This window comes from Lentibacillus sp. CBA3610, assembly GCF_013373365.1.
In the GTDB taxonomy this organism is placed as follows: domain Bacteria; phylum Bacillota; class Bacilli; order Bacillales; family Amphibacillaceae; genus Lentibacillus.
On the sequence record NZ_CP035925.1, the window covers coordinates 2,311,219 to 2,326,510 of the forward strand.

The following is a 15,292-nucleotide window of genomic DNA, read 5'->3' on the forward strand; positions in this document are numbered from 1 at the left end:
AGAAATTTTTAATCATCGCCATTTAACAGCTGGATCTTTGCCTCCTCTTTTTTCCTTACAATACTCCGCAATGTCTCCAGAAAAAGCTCAGTTGTCGACTTCAGCACATGCTTTTCCCGATAAGCAATATAGAAATACCGTTTAAGTTTTAAATCGGTGATGGAATAGGCTTTTAACAGTCCCAGTTCCTGTTCTTTTTTAATCGCATTTTTTGAAATGAACGAAACCCCTAATCCTGATTCCACAACTGCCTTAATCGCTTCGGTGCTCCCTAATTCCATCACAATTTGTAAATCGTCACTGGTTAACCCTGCTTTTTCCATATAATGATTGACAACTGAGCGTGTCCCTGATCCCTCTTCCCGGAAAATAAGTGGTGTTTCCTTCACCTGCTCCAACGTCAGATTCTGGTCGACATCCGAAAAATAGTCGGGTGCAGCAATTAAAACAATTTCATCCGCCATAAATGGCTCCAGATTGATCTGGTTATCCTCTATCGGAGTCTCAATTAATCCGACATCAATAAAATGATCCTTAATACTGCTGACAATCGCCTGTGAGTTTTCGATATTCACCTGTATCTGGATTAAAGGATATTTTTCTTTAAATTGCTTAAGAAACTCAGGGCAAAATATATTCGCCGATCGTCAAGCTGCACCCCATCCCTAAATCGCCATAGGTTGTGCTCTCCATATCTGTAATCTCTTTACGTGCAGAATCATTCATCTGGACAATTTCCCTGGCATATTTTAATAAAATCTTAGCTGATTGGGTCATCTCCACTTTTTTAGTTGTCCGCTCAAATAATTTTGTGTTCAGTTCTTCCTCCAGTGATTTGATTTGTGATGTAATCGTTGGCTGTGTGACATACAGTATTTTCGCAGCTTCTGAAAAACTGTTTTTTTCCGCAACAGCGATAAAGGTTTTTAACCGTTCATAATTCACGTGTATAACCTTCCCATCCACCTGATTTGACAGGATCGCCGACTTTTACATACTGTGAATGACGGTGCTGACAGTGTCAATGATAAAATCCAAGTCCTCCTCGGTACTGGTCAGAGGCGGCGCGATGATAAGAATGTTGTTGCCACCCGGTACGGTATCACCGTTCTTGCCGATGATGAGCCCTTTTTGTTTACACTGACCGACAATCTCGCCCATTTTAGTTTCCGATAACGGTTCTTTCGTTACCTTATCTTCAACCATTTCTAATCCCAGCAAGAAACCGACCTGCCGAACTTCGCCCACATTGTCGTGATTCATAAGATCATGCAGCTCAATCAGCTTTGAATTGCCGAGTTCATTAACGCGACCCACAATGTTTTCGTTCTCGATAATCTCAATATTCTTCAATGCAACAGCACATGCTGCAGGGTGACCGCCATAGGTTGATACGTGGCGCAGATGGCTATCTTTTCCTTCTGCTTTAAAGGCTTCATAAATCTCTGCTTTAACGGCTGTTGCAGCAAGTGGCAAATAACCACTTGTCAGTCCTTTCGCCATGGTTATAATATCCGGCTGCACACCGGCCGCGTGCTTAAACCCAAACATTTTTCCAGTACGTCCAAAACCTGCTACCACTTCATCCATAATGAGCAATACATTATACTTTTGGCAGATATCAGCGACACGTTGGATATATTTCATGGACGGGATAATCACGCCTCCACCGGAAATGAACGATTCCATAATAACCGCAGCGACAGTTTCTTCACCTTCCCACTGGATCATTTCCTCCAGTTCATCTGCCGCTCGCAAATCCTTTTCTTCAGGAGATCCAGAAAACAACGACCTGTAACTGTACGGTGGTGCAACGTGCAAGAACCCTGGTGCTGACGGGTCGTATTTAAAACGGCGGTTCGCCTGAGCAGTTGCACTCATAGCTCCCATGGTCGAACCGTGATAAGCCCGATAACGGGAAATAAACTTGTACTTACCCGGATTGCCTGTTTGCATATGATATTGCCGGGCTATTTTAAAAGCTGTTTCATTAGCCTCAGATCCGCTATTCGAGAAAAATGTCTGATATTCTTCACCAAGGAGCTCACTAATTTTACCAGCTAACTGAATAGCGGGTTCATGATTCATCGTCAATGGAAAATACGAAAGCTTTTTCATTTGCTCCGCAGCTGCATCGACGATTTCTTGTCTTCCATAGCCAACGTTCAAACACCACAGACCGGAAACACCGTCGAGATAGTCTTTTCCGTCTGCATCCTTAAACCAGGACCCCTCACCGGAGACAGCTATCATGGCCTTTGCATCCGGATCATAGCGGTGCATGGCATTCCATAACCGTGACTCTTTTTCAGTTACAGCCTTTTTCATATCAGCTTGCGATTTCATTGTCATCCCCCATTTCCTTAATATTGATACGAATCAAAAAGAAACCGGTTTATTCAGTAAAACATCCTTTTCATTTTTTCCTCTCCCTGGGAACTCCAACAATCATTCGAATACCTCCATTCCCATTCAATGATAAAATCAAATACATCAGGACATCCGTACCAATTTTGAATGGTTACGTATAGTATATGGGATGGAAGGTATGAAATTCAATATTTTTTGTCAATTCTGTTATTTTAAAATATGATAAGTCTAATAATGCTTTTTTATTAATACAGATTGGAGGGGAACATAACCTGGGATAAGGGGAGCTATATCCGCTTAAAATTTGGCAGCGAAAGAAAGAACATTTCAGCCAAACTTACGCGACAAATGGATCTGAAAATTATACATATCACTGCGATAATAGGCTTTTTCAAATTCAACCGTGCTTCCGTCCTGCTCTTTAATGACCCGTTCGGCAACTAAAACAGGCAGCTGTTTTGGAACATTTAAGTGGCCTGCATCCTCATCCGGTATTATACCGCCACCAATCGTTTGACTCGCTTCAGCAAACCAAATGCCAAGCTCATTTTGCTCAATCTCATAAAGCGTTACATCATTTAAATCATACTCAGAAAGTGCTTTTCCAATGGCAACCGGATAATAATGGGATTCAACCCCAACAGGTATATTGTCGGCATAACGTACCCGTTTAATGAAATATACTTCTTTACTTCCGATTTTTTCCTGGATGTAAGCTGATGGCGTCATGATATAATGATCAATTAATTTAGCGCCCGGCTCCCATCCCATCTGCCTGATCATGTCAGTCGTACTGGTTAGGTTTCCAAGCCATTGATGAATCGGTTTCAGTGATACGAAAGTACCGCTTCCATGCCTTTTTTCCAAAATACCCTCTCGGACAAGAAGATTAATAGCCTCACGTACGGTGCTCCGGCTGATATTATAATACGCCATAAATTCCCTTTCAGTGGGGATTTTCCCTGTAAGTTCCCCACTTGCAATCTGCTTTTCAATAATTCCCTTCAACTGTACATGTAATGATATCGAACTTTCATAGTTTAATTGCATGAAACAAAGACCCCTCTTCGTTGAATTACAATTGCACACTCTATGTCCTGCAATGAAATTGGTATCACAATCTTAAAAACAGACATCCGTACCAATTCCGCGATTAATAAAACTATAACCTATGACTTCAACTAATTCAATAATTTTTAATCTAAAATTTCAAACTATTATAACACTTACCGTAATTAAAAAGGCTAATACAAACATCAGCAATGTTTGTATTAGCCTAAAACGAATGTTTATATAACCGCCCAAACCAGTCCTGCCCCTACAAAAACCAGAATAACAGTGCCTGCTAAACCAGCTTTAAATGATTTCAAGCCATATTGTTTAAACGAGTTAAGATCGACATTTAACCCGAGTCCCGCCATTGCCATACCAATTAATAAATAAGAAAAACTAACAATCAAATCCGAAACTGCTGTTGGCAATATTCCTGTTGTATAAATCGCACTCGTGGCCAGGAAACCAATAATAAACCAAGGTATTGGCAATGATTTCAGCGAAAATTTCCGATCAGCTGCATTCTCCGTCCGGTTCTTTCTTGCAAACATTAAGCCAATGATAATTGCAACCGGAACAAGTAATGCTACCCGCGTCAATTTCATAATTACCGCGATATCCACGGATGTGCTGCCTCCGGGATCCGCTGCCGCGATAACATGCGCCAGTTCATGCAATGTCGCACCAGCAAAAAACCCATACGTATACGACTCAATATTCAGGAAAGGAAAAATCAGAACATAAATAAACGTAAATAACGTGCCAAGCATTGCAATCGTTGCCACACTGATGGCGACTTCATCATCTTTTGCTTTGACCTGTGGCGCAATGGCCACAATCGCTGCTGCTCCACATATACCTGTTCCGCAAGCTGTTAAAAGGCCGATATTTGGATTAAGTTCCAGTTTACTGCCAATTTTGTAGATGACAAAAATCGTAACAGCAATAACCACGACAGCTGTGATAACAACGCTAAATCCAGCTTCAACAATTGAAAGCAAGTTCAGACGCATCCCCAAGAGAATAATGCCAAGCCGTAATATTTTTTTGCTGGAAAATGTAATTCCCCCAGCCATGTAAGAAGGATAATAAAAAACGACTCTCCAAACAATCCCAAGCACAATGGCTAATACCAATGATCCAATAATTTCAAATATAGGAAGATAGGCGATAAATTGGGCAATTAAGGCCAGAAATAATGTGAGTCCGATTCCCAGAATAAATCCATTTTTTCTCATCCACGATCTTTTTTCCGTCTTCTGCTGCTGTGGCTCTTGTAACCTCAACACCCCCAATGGCGGAAATGATACTCAACAACTTCTGATATATTCCATTATAAGGAGGGTCGCCGGTAAAGTGAAATTACACTTTTTTATGTGACTTATTGTTAAATTAAATAGATGAAATGGGACAAAGGGTCAGACCCCGCGTCCCGAAAAACTGCCCCAACCATCACGATGAATAATGATTGGGGCAGCAATCGTCTTCTAAGATGTTTTCAACTGTTCCTCCTGTTCGGTTTCCTGTTTATCCAGCCGGTTGTTTTTCAGGAACATGTAGAGCGATGCACTGAATATGATGACATAGCCGATCACACTGAGCAGCGTCGGAATCTGGCCGAACAGCACGATGCTTAACAGTGCCGAATAAACGACCGTTGAATAGAAGAAAATTGAAATTTCGTTGGCCGGTGCAAATTTATAGGCGAGCGTGATACCAAACTGCCCAACTGTTGCGAATGCACCTGCCAGAATGAGTAAGACCCATTGCTGCCAGCTCATTGGTTCATACATAAAAATCGTAAACGGCAGCAGGAGCACCGTTGTAAAAAATGAAAAATAAAACACAACGGTATAATGTTTTTCCCTGCTTCCCAATACCCTGAGAAGCGTATAAGCACCGGCGGCAAACACCGCTCCGAGTACCCCAACAATATAAGGGAAAATATCCACGGAAAATTGCGGCTGAATGATGAACAATGCCCCGATAAACGCCACAAGGATGGCGATAATCTGAAACCGCTGAGCCTTTTCTTTCAGGAAAATTGCACAAAATATAATGAGAATAAACGGACTGAGCTTGTTCAGCATCTCAGCATCGGATAATACAAGGTGATCAATCGCGTAAAAGTTCAGAATAATCCCAATTGCCCCAAGCACTGAACGGGACAGCAGCAATTTCTGATTTCCTTTTTTACCGAAGATCCTTTCCTTATGACGCAAAACAATACCTAATGTTATGATAGCCGCTACAATATTACGAAAAAAAGCTTTCTGCATCGTCGGCAAATCACCGGAAAGCTTAACGAAAGCCCCCATGAATGAGAAGCCCAACGCAGATATTAATAATAAAAGTATACCTTTATTACGATTCGACATTGACTGTTCCTCCTGTTGCTAAATCCCTCATCCTAAAGCGCAGCATTCGTGCCCTGTGGCGCTGCGCTCGCACCGATATTCCCTTGACTTAAGTGATATCAGCACCAACTAACCATCCTAATATAAAAACGGGAAAATGGAAAGAAATTTGTTTAGTCAAACCAGCCGAACCGATGACACGTGGCAGATGCAGGGTTGATATACCATTTCACGCCACCCGGAATGTTTAAATTTGAACAAACATTCATCCCCAAATCTACAGCGTTTTTCCATTAATCTGCAGCGAATTTCGTCTGAACTACAGCGTTTTCTGATCGATCTACAGCGACTATTCACTCATCTACAGCGGTGCGCTGCAAACTACAGCGATTTTGCTCCGATCTACAGCGCCACCAGGAAATAAATGGAATTACGTGCATCCTATTTTGCCCTCCCTCACCCCTACAATCGAAACGAATCCGGAAAAAGTGGCATATCCGGCAAAAAAATTTTATACTTTTCATGCCCCCAAATGCATATTTCTTTCGATTGTAGGTATGAATAGAGTCCATATAAAGATACGTTTTCCAGATATAAGCTCCAATCACATCCGGTAAAAAAACGAGGATTTGAAACGAATCTACATCCTGACAAATCGCGGGATCGAGGGAGCTCCGGATCTCGTTATTGAAATTATTTCACCTTCTTCTTTGAAACGGGATAAGATCGACAAGTTAAAAACATACGCTCATTTTAAAATCCCCGAGTATTGGGTTGTTGATCCCAATCTCGGAGCGGTTGAACAATATATTTTGACAAACGAACGCTATGAGCTTATGACCATATTCCAGAACAATGAAAACATCACATCCCCAAACATTACCTGTATGCCATTTACCATGAAAAATGTGATGGACAATATCCCGCGTTTAGACTGAAGACGTCCTGTCCTGAGGGAAATTGAAAAGCCGGAATTATTTATCTCCAATCAACCGAAGTACACAAAAAGTACAGATTGATTCTTTTATCTCCATTAAACCCTCTAATCTGGTTCGATGTTCTTGTGATCTTAATCAACCAAAAACAAAAATAGTAGTGTCAAACATATATAGTACTACAACCTGACCCCCTTTTCATGATATAATGAAAAGGTAATTGACGCTATTGCCGAAATACATAAATTACCCTAATCAGAAAAAGGTAATTTTATCATGATAAAAGGAGTGGAAGTTATGAATCAAAAACACTTTGAACAAATGAAAAACGGTAATGGATTTATTGCAGCCCTCGACCAGAGTGGCGGCAGTACGCCAAAAGCACTTGCCCTCTATGGCGTTACAGAAGATCAATATAACAATGAGGATGAAATGTTTGACCTCGTCCATGAAATGCGGACCCGGATTATCACAGCACCTGCTTTCGATAACAGTCACATCATTGGCGCCATCCTGTTTGAACAAACGATGGACCGCGAAATTGAAGGCATGTATACCGGCGATTATCTGTCTGAGAAAAAAGGCGTTGTCCCATTCTTGAAAGTGGATAAAGGCCTTGCCGATGAATCCAATGGCGTACAGCTGATGAAACCAATCGACGACCTCGATGACAAGCTTAAACGCGCAAATGAGCGTCATATCTTTGGAACCAAAATGCGCTCCGTTATTAAGGAACCCAATGAAGAAGGAATCAAGGCTGTCGTCGATCAACAATTCGAAATCGGTCAAAAAATCATTGATGCAGGTCTCGTTCCAATTATCGAGCCGGAAGTGGACATTAACAGCCCGGAAAAAGAAAAATGCGAGGAACTGTTGAAAGCAGAAATTAAGATCCATCTCGATAATCTCAGCCAGGACGATCATGTGATGCTGAAGCTGACGATACCAACGCTCGCTAACTTGTACAAAGAACTGATTGAGCATCCAAATGTCGTGCGTGTTGTCGCACTTTCCGGCGGCTACGACACAGACGAGGCGAATGAAAAACTTAAGGAAAATAATAACCTTATCGCCAGCTTTTCCCGCGCACTAACACAGGATTTGAACGTCAACCAAACAGATGAAGAATTTAATAACGAGCTTCAGAAAGCTGTCGAATCCATTTACCAGGCTTCGATTACGTAAGCATGATAATCAGCAATTTTTCATGACGGCTATCGGATATAATGCTTAGACAAAACCCCCGAGGAAAATTCTGAGATGACCCCCAAAGTTAGATTTCAGTCTAACTTTTTGGAATCAGCTCATCCTCGGGGGTTTTATTGTTTGAATGTAAACATCAACGGTGAAGTATTGGTTCTATTCTTGGTAGTGGGGTGAGCGGCTCTCGCGCGAATTTGAGGGGTAATCGCACGAGTCGGCGCTGCTCCCACACGAGTTGGCGACACCCTCGCACGAGTTGAAGCCGTTCTCGCACAAGTCGGCGCTGCTCCCGCACGAGTTGGCGACGCCCTCGCACGAGTTGAAGCCATTCTCGCACGAGTCGGTGCTGTTCCCGCACGAGTTGGCGACACCCTCGCACGAGTTGAAGCCATTCTCGCACGAGTCGGCGCTGTTCCCGCATGATTTGACGTTGCCTCCGTATGGGGTTACGGGCATTTAAATTGAAAAATACGCAACAGACAAATTTAATCCAGAATGAACCTTCTTTATTAGAGATACCCATTATACACCGGCTTTCGAAACGTCGAATGAACATAGTCAATCATGGTTTTATAGTCAAATACAGGCAGTTCAACAACATCCTGAATGGCCGCTGCATATGGCGGCAGGAAACTGCACTCAAGTAATATCGCCTTAATATTCGGGTCTTGCTGAACCATATTTAGCGCTGCAGCAACGACTTCCTCTTCTATTTTGTCCTTATCCAACGTCCCGCTCTCGGCAGTACACGCATCATAAAAATACTGTGTGTTTTCCAAGCCACGGATGATGACACGCTCTGTATCAACATGGCCCATCGCCTGCAGCATTCCCGCATCAATTTGCCTGGAATCCGCTGTTATAATCCCCACCTTTTCATTGCTACTAAGCATCAGAAGCATAAACGGCAGCTGCAGCAAACTCGACAGAAAAACAGGCACATTCAGAGCGTCCCGCAGTTCTTTCTGATAATACACCAAAAAGCCACAATCTGCGGTAATCGCCTTTGCCCCGTTCTGGACAAGTTCATTTCCTCCTGTGATCAATTCCGGAAGCACAGCCCGGTCCCCGGTAGCGGCCTTATTCGCCGTAATATTGTTTAACGTGTGGTAAAGCACAGGATATGAATAGGACGTGGCATTGCCCATATCACCGGGAATCATTGGCACAAACGTATCAAGCATCAAAATACCAATCGTATGACCGTAAAACACTTGTCCCGGATTGGCCTGATAAATCATAGCACGCCACCTTTCATGTATACTAAGCTTAGTATTACCGCTGGATAAGTCATCATTCAGGAATATGAGGAGAATTCCTCACTCCCACCATTATTGGGACTCAAGACAAAACCAAATACACATATTAAAAATGAAAAATTTCATTATGAAATATTTGGAAAACAGTATATAATAAGCCTTAGATAAATAATGGTCTGATAGTTGCTGATGTTTTAGAATCATCAACAAATAACCGAATCAGAAATATGCTCAGTGTCATTAATTCCATTTATCTCATCTATTCCTTATTTTTGAATAACTTTGGTCAGGAGAGATCCCTATGAACATCGTATTAGCACCCGACTCGTATAAGGGTAGTTTAACGTCCGTTGAGGTAACAGATGTTATGAAACAGGCCATTTCATCTCTTAGTTACCATGACATAATCGTTTCAAAACCAATGGCTGATGGCGGGGAAGGAACAGTTGATACGTTACTTTCTTCAGCAGACGGTGAGCAAATTCCGGTCACCTGTATAGGTCCGTCTGGCGAAAAAACTGATACATATTATGCCATCCTTCAAGACAATACAGCTGTCATCGAAATCGCGAATATTGCCGGATTAGTCCAAGTCCCAGAGGCTGAGCGGAATCCGGATAAGACGACAAGCTACGGGCTTGGTGAAGTGATAAAAGATGCACTGGACAGGGGATGTACGTCATTTATTATCGGCCTTGGCGGCAGTGCAACAAATGACGGTGGACTCGGAATGCTGCAGGCTCTGGGAACGAAAGCCTGGAAAAATAACAGACAATTGGCAGGTATTTTTGGAAAGGACCTGTTGGATATTACACACGTCAGTTTTGCTGAAATCGACCCAAGATTGGCTGATGCATCCATTAAAGTTGCCTGTGACGTGGAGAATCCGTTATATGGCCAAAATGGTGCGAGCGACGTTTACGGCCCGCAAAAAGGTGCAACGGCTGAACAGGTAGCCAAGTATGATAGCGCACTGAAAGATGTTTCTTCGTTAATCGAAAAACAGCAAGGAAAGGTGTTCCATCATAAGGCAGGGGCAGGCGCTGCAGGAGGATTGGGTTTCGCCCTGCTTGTACTGAAGGCAGAACTCGTATCAGGTGCAAAACTTGTAGCGAATGCTTCTGACATGGAAAACGCCATAAACCATGCCGATCTTGTCATAACCGGTGAGGGAAAAAGTGATGAACAAACATTGTACGGCAAAGCACCCGGATATATAGCTGAAATTGCCCGGTCCCATGGCACACCCGTTATATTAATCTCCGGATCTCTAACCGGGGATCAGGACAAACTCCGCAGCAAATTCGATGGCTGCTTTTCGGTCATTACAGAACCGATGACACTTGAAGCGTGTATGGATCGTGCTGATGAACTTCTTTACGAGCAGACGAAGCAGGTTGTTCAGTTGATTCGCGGTGTGGGGGAATAACTAACATCTCTAATAACCCGCCTCCAACCCCAACGCTTCAACCCCATTGTCCTTGAAATATTGCTGACTTAAGACAGAACATGCTAAACTGTGTCCAATGTACAGCAGTTTGGTATCTTTCACAGTTAAACAAGGAGATGGGGATAATGAAAAAACTTACGACCGATTTGATCATGATTGTTATCGGCGCGCTGCTTTATGCTTTGGCACTGACCTTTCTGGCAATCCCGAATAACCTTGCAGACGGCGGACTTCCCGGGATGTCATTAATCCTGTTCTATGCATTCGGGTGGTCACCGGGTATCGTAAACTTTATACTGGCATCCATTATTTTACTGATTGGCTACCGGGTATTGCCAAGGCGCACCATATTCCTGACCGTGATAACAGCGCCGCTCCTGTCATTCTTCATCTTTATAACGGAACAACAGGTTGAATCATTGGGGGATCCACTTGTTTCAGCCATTTTCGCCGGTTTCTTCATTGGCATTGGCGCAGGACTTATCCTAAGAACCGGCAGTTCCATGGGCGGAACCAGTGTCATTGCACGCATGCTGCATCACAACTTCGGCTGGGATCTGACACGGACGAACTTTACGCTTGACGCATTGATTGTATCATCCGGCCTGTTGATCATCGGACCGCTTAATACGATGTATACGATCGTTTCACTATTTGTCGGCAAGAAAGCGACAGATATCATCCTGGAAGGGCTTGACACACGCAAAGCCGTCAGTGTTATTTCCGCCTATGCCCCGGAGATCACCGATGAAGTCGTTCAGCAAATGAAAACAAGCGCAACGGTGTTTGAGGGCTATGGCGGCTATATGAAAGACAATGCCGATATGGCTTATATTATCATTAACAAATACCAGATCATGAAACTGAAACGCATCATAAACGACGTCGATGACAGGGCCTTTGTTGTCATTCACGACGTTCGTGATGTATTTGGCGGCAGTTTTTCCTGGGCAAAAAAATGACAGGGACGAGATTGAGTTCCATAGACTAGAGAGGGCTTCTTGATGACGACTCCACTGCTTGTGAATGCCGTGTCAGATTCGAAAGAGCCCTCACGCTGGTACTACTATGCAAAGCAATCGCGTTCTGGTCTCCATCGGCATAATTCCCGCATTTCTCCTGCCGTATTGATCGCAAATTTTCATACTTTCCCTGATTCTTCATCCTCTTGCTCTATCCTACTCCCACCGCTTCAACCTCTCAATCACCTTCCGATAAAACGTGGACGCTAAAGTTGTTTTGCCATCTGCTGTTTTCTGCTTGTGCCATTCATTATAGCTTGCCACCGCAATTAAAATGGATCCGGCTATCAGGAGGTAAGCCCACCATGGCATGTTCCCCCAGTAGTCCCGGGTTTGCAGCAAAACGTTCAGCAGTAATACGCCTGCACCGACAAAGAAGAATGCCTTTATCTGATAAGCCATTCCACCAAGCAGCGAGGCGAGGGAAAGCACACCGATAATCAACGCATCATAAATCGTCGAGCTTGCGAGACCATCCTGGATCAGCATGAGTGACACAACGACCAGAACAGCCCATTGTAAATTGTTCACCAGCGATTTATGCTGTCTGTCAGCGATTTTTTTCAGGACAATCATGGCGGCCACCCATGGCAGGGCATACAGCTCCCGCTCAATTATATCCGGTATCTGCACATTGCCAAGCAGCACATAATAGGGCTGCAGGAAATAGACGCAAGCACTGAATGTCACCCATTTTGCCGGAACATACGGTATTCGTTTTCGCTGCCCGATCAAAAACAGTGAAATCAGCAGGCCGGGCAATAGTTTAGTCCATAGCGCTTCTGTTGTGACCGCATATAAATTAAATAACGCAACAAAACCGATGATCGAATACCAATCAATTTTATACGGTATTTCCCTATCCGTTCGCGTTTGATAGATAACCGGATACATCAGCCAACCAGCAACTGCAAGAAGCCCGGCAAATCCGACAAGTCGCACCGACATGAAATACGCCGGTGATAACAGCGCATCATCATATCGCCATAAAATACTATAAACAAGCACAAGCGGAACAACAGTAAATAGATCCCATTGTTCCCGATGCATCATAAACAGCGTCAACACAGCATAAAGCAGCGTCAAAGCAAATAACGTCACATCAAAATCCGGCACGAGCATGAATGTGAAAATGCCAAATACGGAAAAAGGAATCACGTAAAAAGCAATGCGTCTCGTCCATGCCGCTTTACTGATATACCATCCGACAGCCATCAGAATACTGGTGGCCAATGCCGCATATTGAATGGGCTCTGCCAGATCCAGCAGCACAAACCATTGAACGATTCCAATCCAAAATGTGAAAAAACCACCATATAAAAAGCATAAAATCCGCCATTCGGCACGCGCCCAGCGCAGGCTTAAACCATAAAGGGCAGCAGCGATTAAAAAGGCCCAGACCGTTTCTTCCCCAAAAAATAGGAGACTCGTCAATAAAGCGAACGGTAAGAATAGATGCCCTGCCCACCAAAAACTTTTCCTGAGACCCGTATCATGCTTGTTAATCAAGACACCGACAATCAGGAGCAGAACCGCCCCGATCACAAATTGCAGTGACTGGAAAAGGTCCGATTGAATTGTCATTTCCGAATGAATTGCGTAAAGAACAGTCATGTAAAACAACAGGGAAATACCGCTGACAACATACGATACGACCATCCAGCCCATTTTCCGGTAAAGCAAGTAAGCCATTGCCACCCCGCCCAGCATGATCACCGAGCGCAACACAGCATCGAAATCAAAGGTCAGTGTGAGCCACATTCCCAGCCCGTAAAATCCATAAGCTGTGAAAAATGTATGTTCCGCAAAAGCTTGTCGATAAACTTGCTTCCACCCAAAGCTTGCCAAGAGAACAACAAGACCTGCCAACACAAAACTCTCAGCCTCCATTGGCTCACTGCCGTATAAAGTACTTCCCCCATTTGCAGCTGCATAGAACATCATAACGGCAAGCCCCAATGATACGGCATGAAGCCACGATGAACCTTTACCCACAGTCGTCCTTTTTTCATACCGTTCCATAAGCAATGTGGTAATGCTTAGGAGCATCAGCATCGTTCCTGTCTGCCACCAATTCAGCAATAAAAAATCGGCCAGCACAGCAAGCAGCATGACAACGCCGCCGACATCGCGGGAACTTTCCTTCATCCGCTGGAAAAAAGACAAATGCATCAAACATCCAAAGATGGCATAGAGGAATAACCCTGTGACAAATATCGGCAGCATAAATTCGTCATAACCAAACCAATCCCTGCTGAACAAAACAACTTCATATAACGCACTCATCAAAAATATAGGACTTAAGTAAGCAAACAATAGCCGCTTTGTCATATTGGCAAGAAATGCGAAATTTAAAGCAATCAGCACATACGCCAGCAGCAGGACAAACGATGGTTCATTCATTCTCAGGATAATTCCCTCAAAGCTGATGTACAAAAATGCACACAGCGACACGACGGCACTTGTGTAACGAAAGATTCGTTTTAACGCATGATCATCATCAATGAATCGCGGAATGGCTAAAAATACAAATCCTAACAAAGCATAACCAATAGCACCAGCTTCCTGCAGAACCGAAAACTCAATCAGCTGATAGGCGCCATAAACAAGCATGGCACTAAAAACAAAGCTGTATTCCTTATGCTCCGTTACATAAATCATGGCAAAATAAATAACCGCCGTAAGCAGTACACTAAAGCCATACATCATCTCATGATCATAAAACGAAAGCATTAGCAATGTCGAAAGGATCAGACTGCACTGTATATAGAGAACAAATTCCTTCATAAACAACGTGATGCGCTGCTTATTTTTGAACCTTGCGTAGCCTAATAGAAGCAATCCATTAAACAGCATGATGCCAAGGTAAAAGCCATCGACCGGCAAATATAACGCCGCCAGAAGAAGCCCAGCCAAAACCGTCACCGTAATATAGGAGAACCAGACAAACAATCGCGATGACAGTTTGTCGGCAAGCACCACATAAACTGGCAGCATCACGAGACTGCCGGCAGCCCCAAATAAATAACGTCCCGCACCGGTAAATGAAAAATAAGGACCAAGCAATTCAAAATAACCGACAGATAAAATCGCTATCGGTAAAAACAAACTGCCAAGCACATAAAAAGCGAATGCCGTTTTTTCGATTTTCAAAACACGCATCGTCAGTACCGCGAGACCAAAAAATAGCAGTGAAACGATCATCATTAATCCAGATTTCATCCAATTGGCCAGCGTATCCCATGTACTTGTCGCCAGAACCAGTCCACCAATCAAAAGCAGCACAACCCCAAGATTTAATGACCAGGTAATATTGCGCTCTCGAATTTCTTTTGGCGATAATGTTTTCTTTTCTTTAACCGGATCCGTTTCCGGAAATTCACTGGATTGATCGTCATCCGTGGTCTCCATATCGTGCATTGCTTTTTCTGCTTCTGCTTCCTGTTGTTTAAGATCTGCATAATACTGATTGTGTGCTTTCACAACGTGTGTGTGCACGTCTGATGATATGTATTCAGCCTCTTCCAGCTTTTCCAGTTCTTTCTTGACTGTTTGCTGTGTTAACCTGATTTCTGACTGATCCATGAAACCTTCCCCCTTACTGTAGCCCTATTCCACCACAAGTTCCGAAATGTCATAGACC

12 protein-coding genes are annotated in these 15,292 nt (G+C 43.4%); 4 read left to right on the plus strand and 8 right to left on the minus strand.

Translation table 11 applies throughout. The features are described from left to right. Positions 1 to 8: 8 nt before the first annotated feature. The 6 genes from Len3610_RS20970 to Len3610_RS11505 all read right to left on the minus strand — a co-directional run bounded on the left by Len3610_RS20970 (position 9) and on the right by Len3610_RS11505 (position 5,801). Entirely contained in the window at positions 9 to 635 is a 627-nt protein-coding gene (locus Len3610_RS20970) for a LysR substrate-binding domain-containing protein (protein ID WP_369693692.1), read from the minus strand. Continuing rightward, on the minus strand, positions 622 to 945 hold the full coding sequence (locus Len3610_RS20975; protein WP_255259579.1) for a LysR family transcriptional regulator: 324 nt from the start codon (positions 943 to 945) through the stop codon (positions 622 to 624). Before Len3610_RS20975 ends, Len3610_RS20970 begins: the two co-directional genes overlap by 14 nt. Before the next feature lie 45 nt (positions 946 to 990). Next, the gene (locus tag Len3610_RS11490; protein WP_176448069.1) at positions 991 to 2,346 is read right to left on the minus strand and encodes an aminotransferase; all 1,356 of its coding nucleotides are present in this window, start codon (positions 2,344 to 2,346) and stop codon (positions 991 to 993) included. A 351-nt stretch (positions 2,347 to 2,697) separates the two neighbouring features. Further along, on the minus strand, positions 2,698 to 3,420 hold the full coding sequence (locus tag Len3610_RS11495) for a GntR family transcriptional regulator (protein ID WP_176448070.1): 723 nt from the start codon (positions 3,418 to 3,420) through the stop codon (positions 2,698 to 2,700). A 239-nt stretch (positions 3,421 to 3,659) separates the two neighbouring features. Further along, the gene (locus Len3610_RS11500) at positions 3,660 to 4,661 is read right to left on the minus strand and encodes a YeiH family protein (protein ID WP_176449643.1); all 1,002 of its coding nucleotides are present in this window, start codon (positions 4,659 to 4,661) and stop codon (positions 3,660 to 3,662) included. Between the two features lie 249 nt (positions 4,662 to 4,910). Next, positions 4,911 to 5,801, minus strand: a complete 891-nt coding sequence (locus Len3610_RS11505; protein WP_176448071.1) for a DMT family transporter — start codon at positions 5,799 to 5,801, stop codon at positions 4,911 to 4,913. Positions 5,802 to 6,409: 608 nt separating this feature from the next. On the opposite strand from Len3610_RS11505, the gene Len3610_RS11510 reads away from it, so the two are divergent. Both Len3610_RS11510 and Len3610_RS11515 read left to right on the plus strand, forming a co-directional pair. Beyond that, entirely contained in the window at positions 6,410 to 6,718 is a 309-nt protein-coding gene (locus Len3610_RS11510) for a Uma2 family endonuclease (protein ID WP_176448072.1), read from the plus strand. 294 nt (positions 6,719 to 7,012) lie between these two features. Beyond that, positions 7,013 to 7,900 (plus strand): fructose bisphosphate aldolase, encoded by an 888-nt coding sequence (locus tag Len3610_RS11515; RefSeq protein ID WP_176448073.1) that lies wholly within the window; start codon positions 7,013 to 7,015, stop codon positions 7,898 to 7,900. Positions 7,901 to 8,427: 527 nt separating this feature from the next. On the opposite strand, the gene Len3610_RS11520 is transcribed toward Len3610_RS11515, so the two are convergent. Continuing rightward, a complete protein-coding gene (locus Len3610_RS11520) occupies positions 8,428 to 9,159 on the minus strand; it encodes an aspartate/glutamate racemase family protein (protein WP_176448074.1) in 732 nt (243 codons plus the stop codon). 319 nt (positions 9,160 to 9,478) lie between these two features. Here Len3610_RS11520 and Len3610_RS11525 point away from each other — a divergent pair, with 319 nt between their 5' ends. Both Len3610_RS11525 and Len3610_RS11530 read left to right on the plus strand, forming a co-directional pair. After that, positions 9,479 to 10,606, plus strand: a complete 1,128-nt coding sequence (locus Len3610_RS11525) for a glycerate kinase (protein WP_176448075.1) — start codon at positions 9,479 to 9,481, stop codon at positions 10,604 to 10,606. Between the two features lie 146 nt (positions 10,607 to 10,752). Beyond that, positions 10,753 to 11,589: a YitT family protein gene (locus tag Len3610_RS11530; RefSeq protein ID WP_176448076.1), complete on the plus strand. Its 837-nt coding sequence runs from the start codon at positions 10,753 to 10,755 to the stop codon at positions 11,587 to 11,589. 216 nt (positions 11,590 to 11,805) lie between these two features. On the opposite strand, the gene Len3610_RS11535 is transcribed toward Len3610_RS11530, so the two are convergent. Next, complete coding sequence (locus tag Len3610_RS11535) at positions 11,806 to 15,234, minus strand: SCO7613 C-terminal domain-containing membrane protein (protein ID WP_176448077.1); 3,429 nt, start codon at positions 15,232 to 15,234, stop codon at positions 11,806 to 11,808. Positions 15,235 to 15,292: the final 58 nt, after the last annotated feature.

Excerpts from the sequence above, each read along its gene's own strand:
- Len3610_RS11535 (WP_176448077.1), bottom strand. The coding sequence starts at position 15,234 with ATGGATCAGTCAGAAATCAGGTTAACACAGCAAACAGTCAAGAAAGAA.
- Len3610_RS11490 (WP_176448069.1), bottom strand. The coding sequence starts at position 2,346 with ATGAAATCGCAAGCTGATATGAAAAAGGCTGTAACTGAAAAAGAGTCA.
- Len3610_RS11525 (WP_176448075.1), top strand. The coding sequence starts at position 9,479 with ATGAACATCGTATTAGCACCCGACTCGTATAAGGGTAGTTTAACGTCC.
- Len3610_RS11520 (WP_176448074.1), bottom strand. The coding sequence starts at position 9,159 with ATGATTTATCAGGCCAATCCGGGACAAGTGTTTTACGGTCATACGATT.
- Len3610_RS11505 (WP_176448071.1), bottom strand. The coding sequence starts at position 5,801 with ATGTCGAATCGTAATAAAGGTATACTTTTATTATTAATATCTGCGTTG.
- Len3610_RS11515 (WP_176448073.1), top strand. The coding sequence starts at position 7,013 with ATGAATCAAAAACACTTTGAACAAATGAAAAACGGTAATGGATTTATT.
- Len3610_RS11495 (WP_176448070.1), bottom strand. The coding sequence starts at position 3,420 with ATGCAATTAAACTATGAAAGTTCGATATCATTACATGTACAGTTGAAG.
- Len3610_RS11530 (WP_176448076.1), top strand. The coding sequence starts at position 10,753 with ATGAAAAAACTTACGACCGATTTGATCATGATTGTTATCGGCGCGCTG.
- Len3610_RS11500 (WP_176449643.1), bottom strand. The coding sequence starts at position 4,661 with ATGAGAAAAAATGGATTTATTCTGGGAATCGGACTCACATTATTTCTG.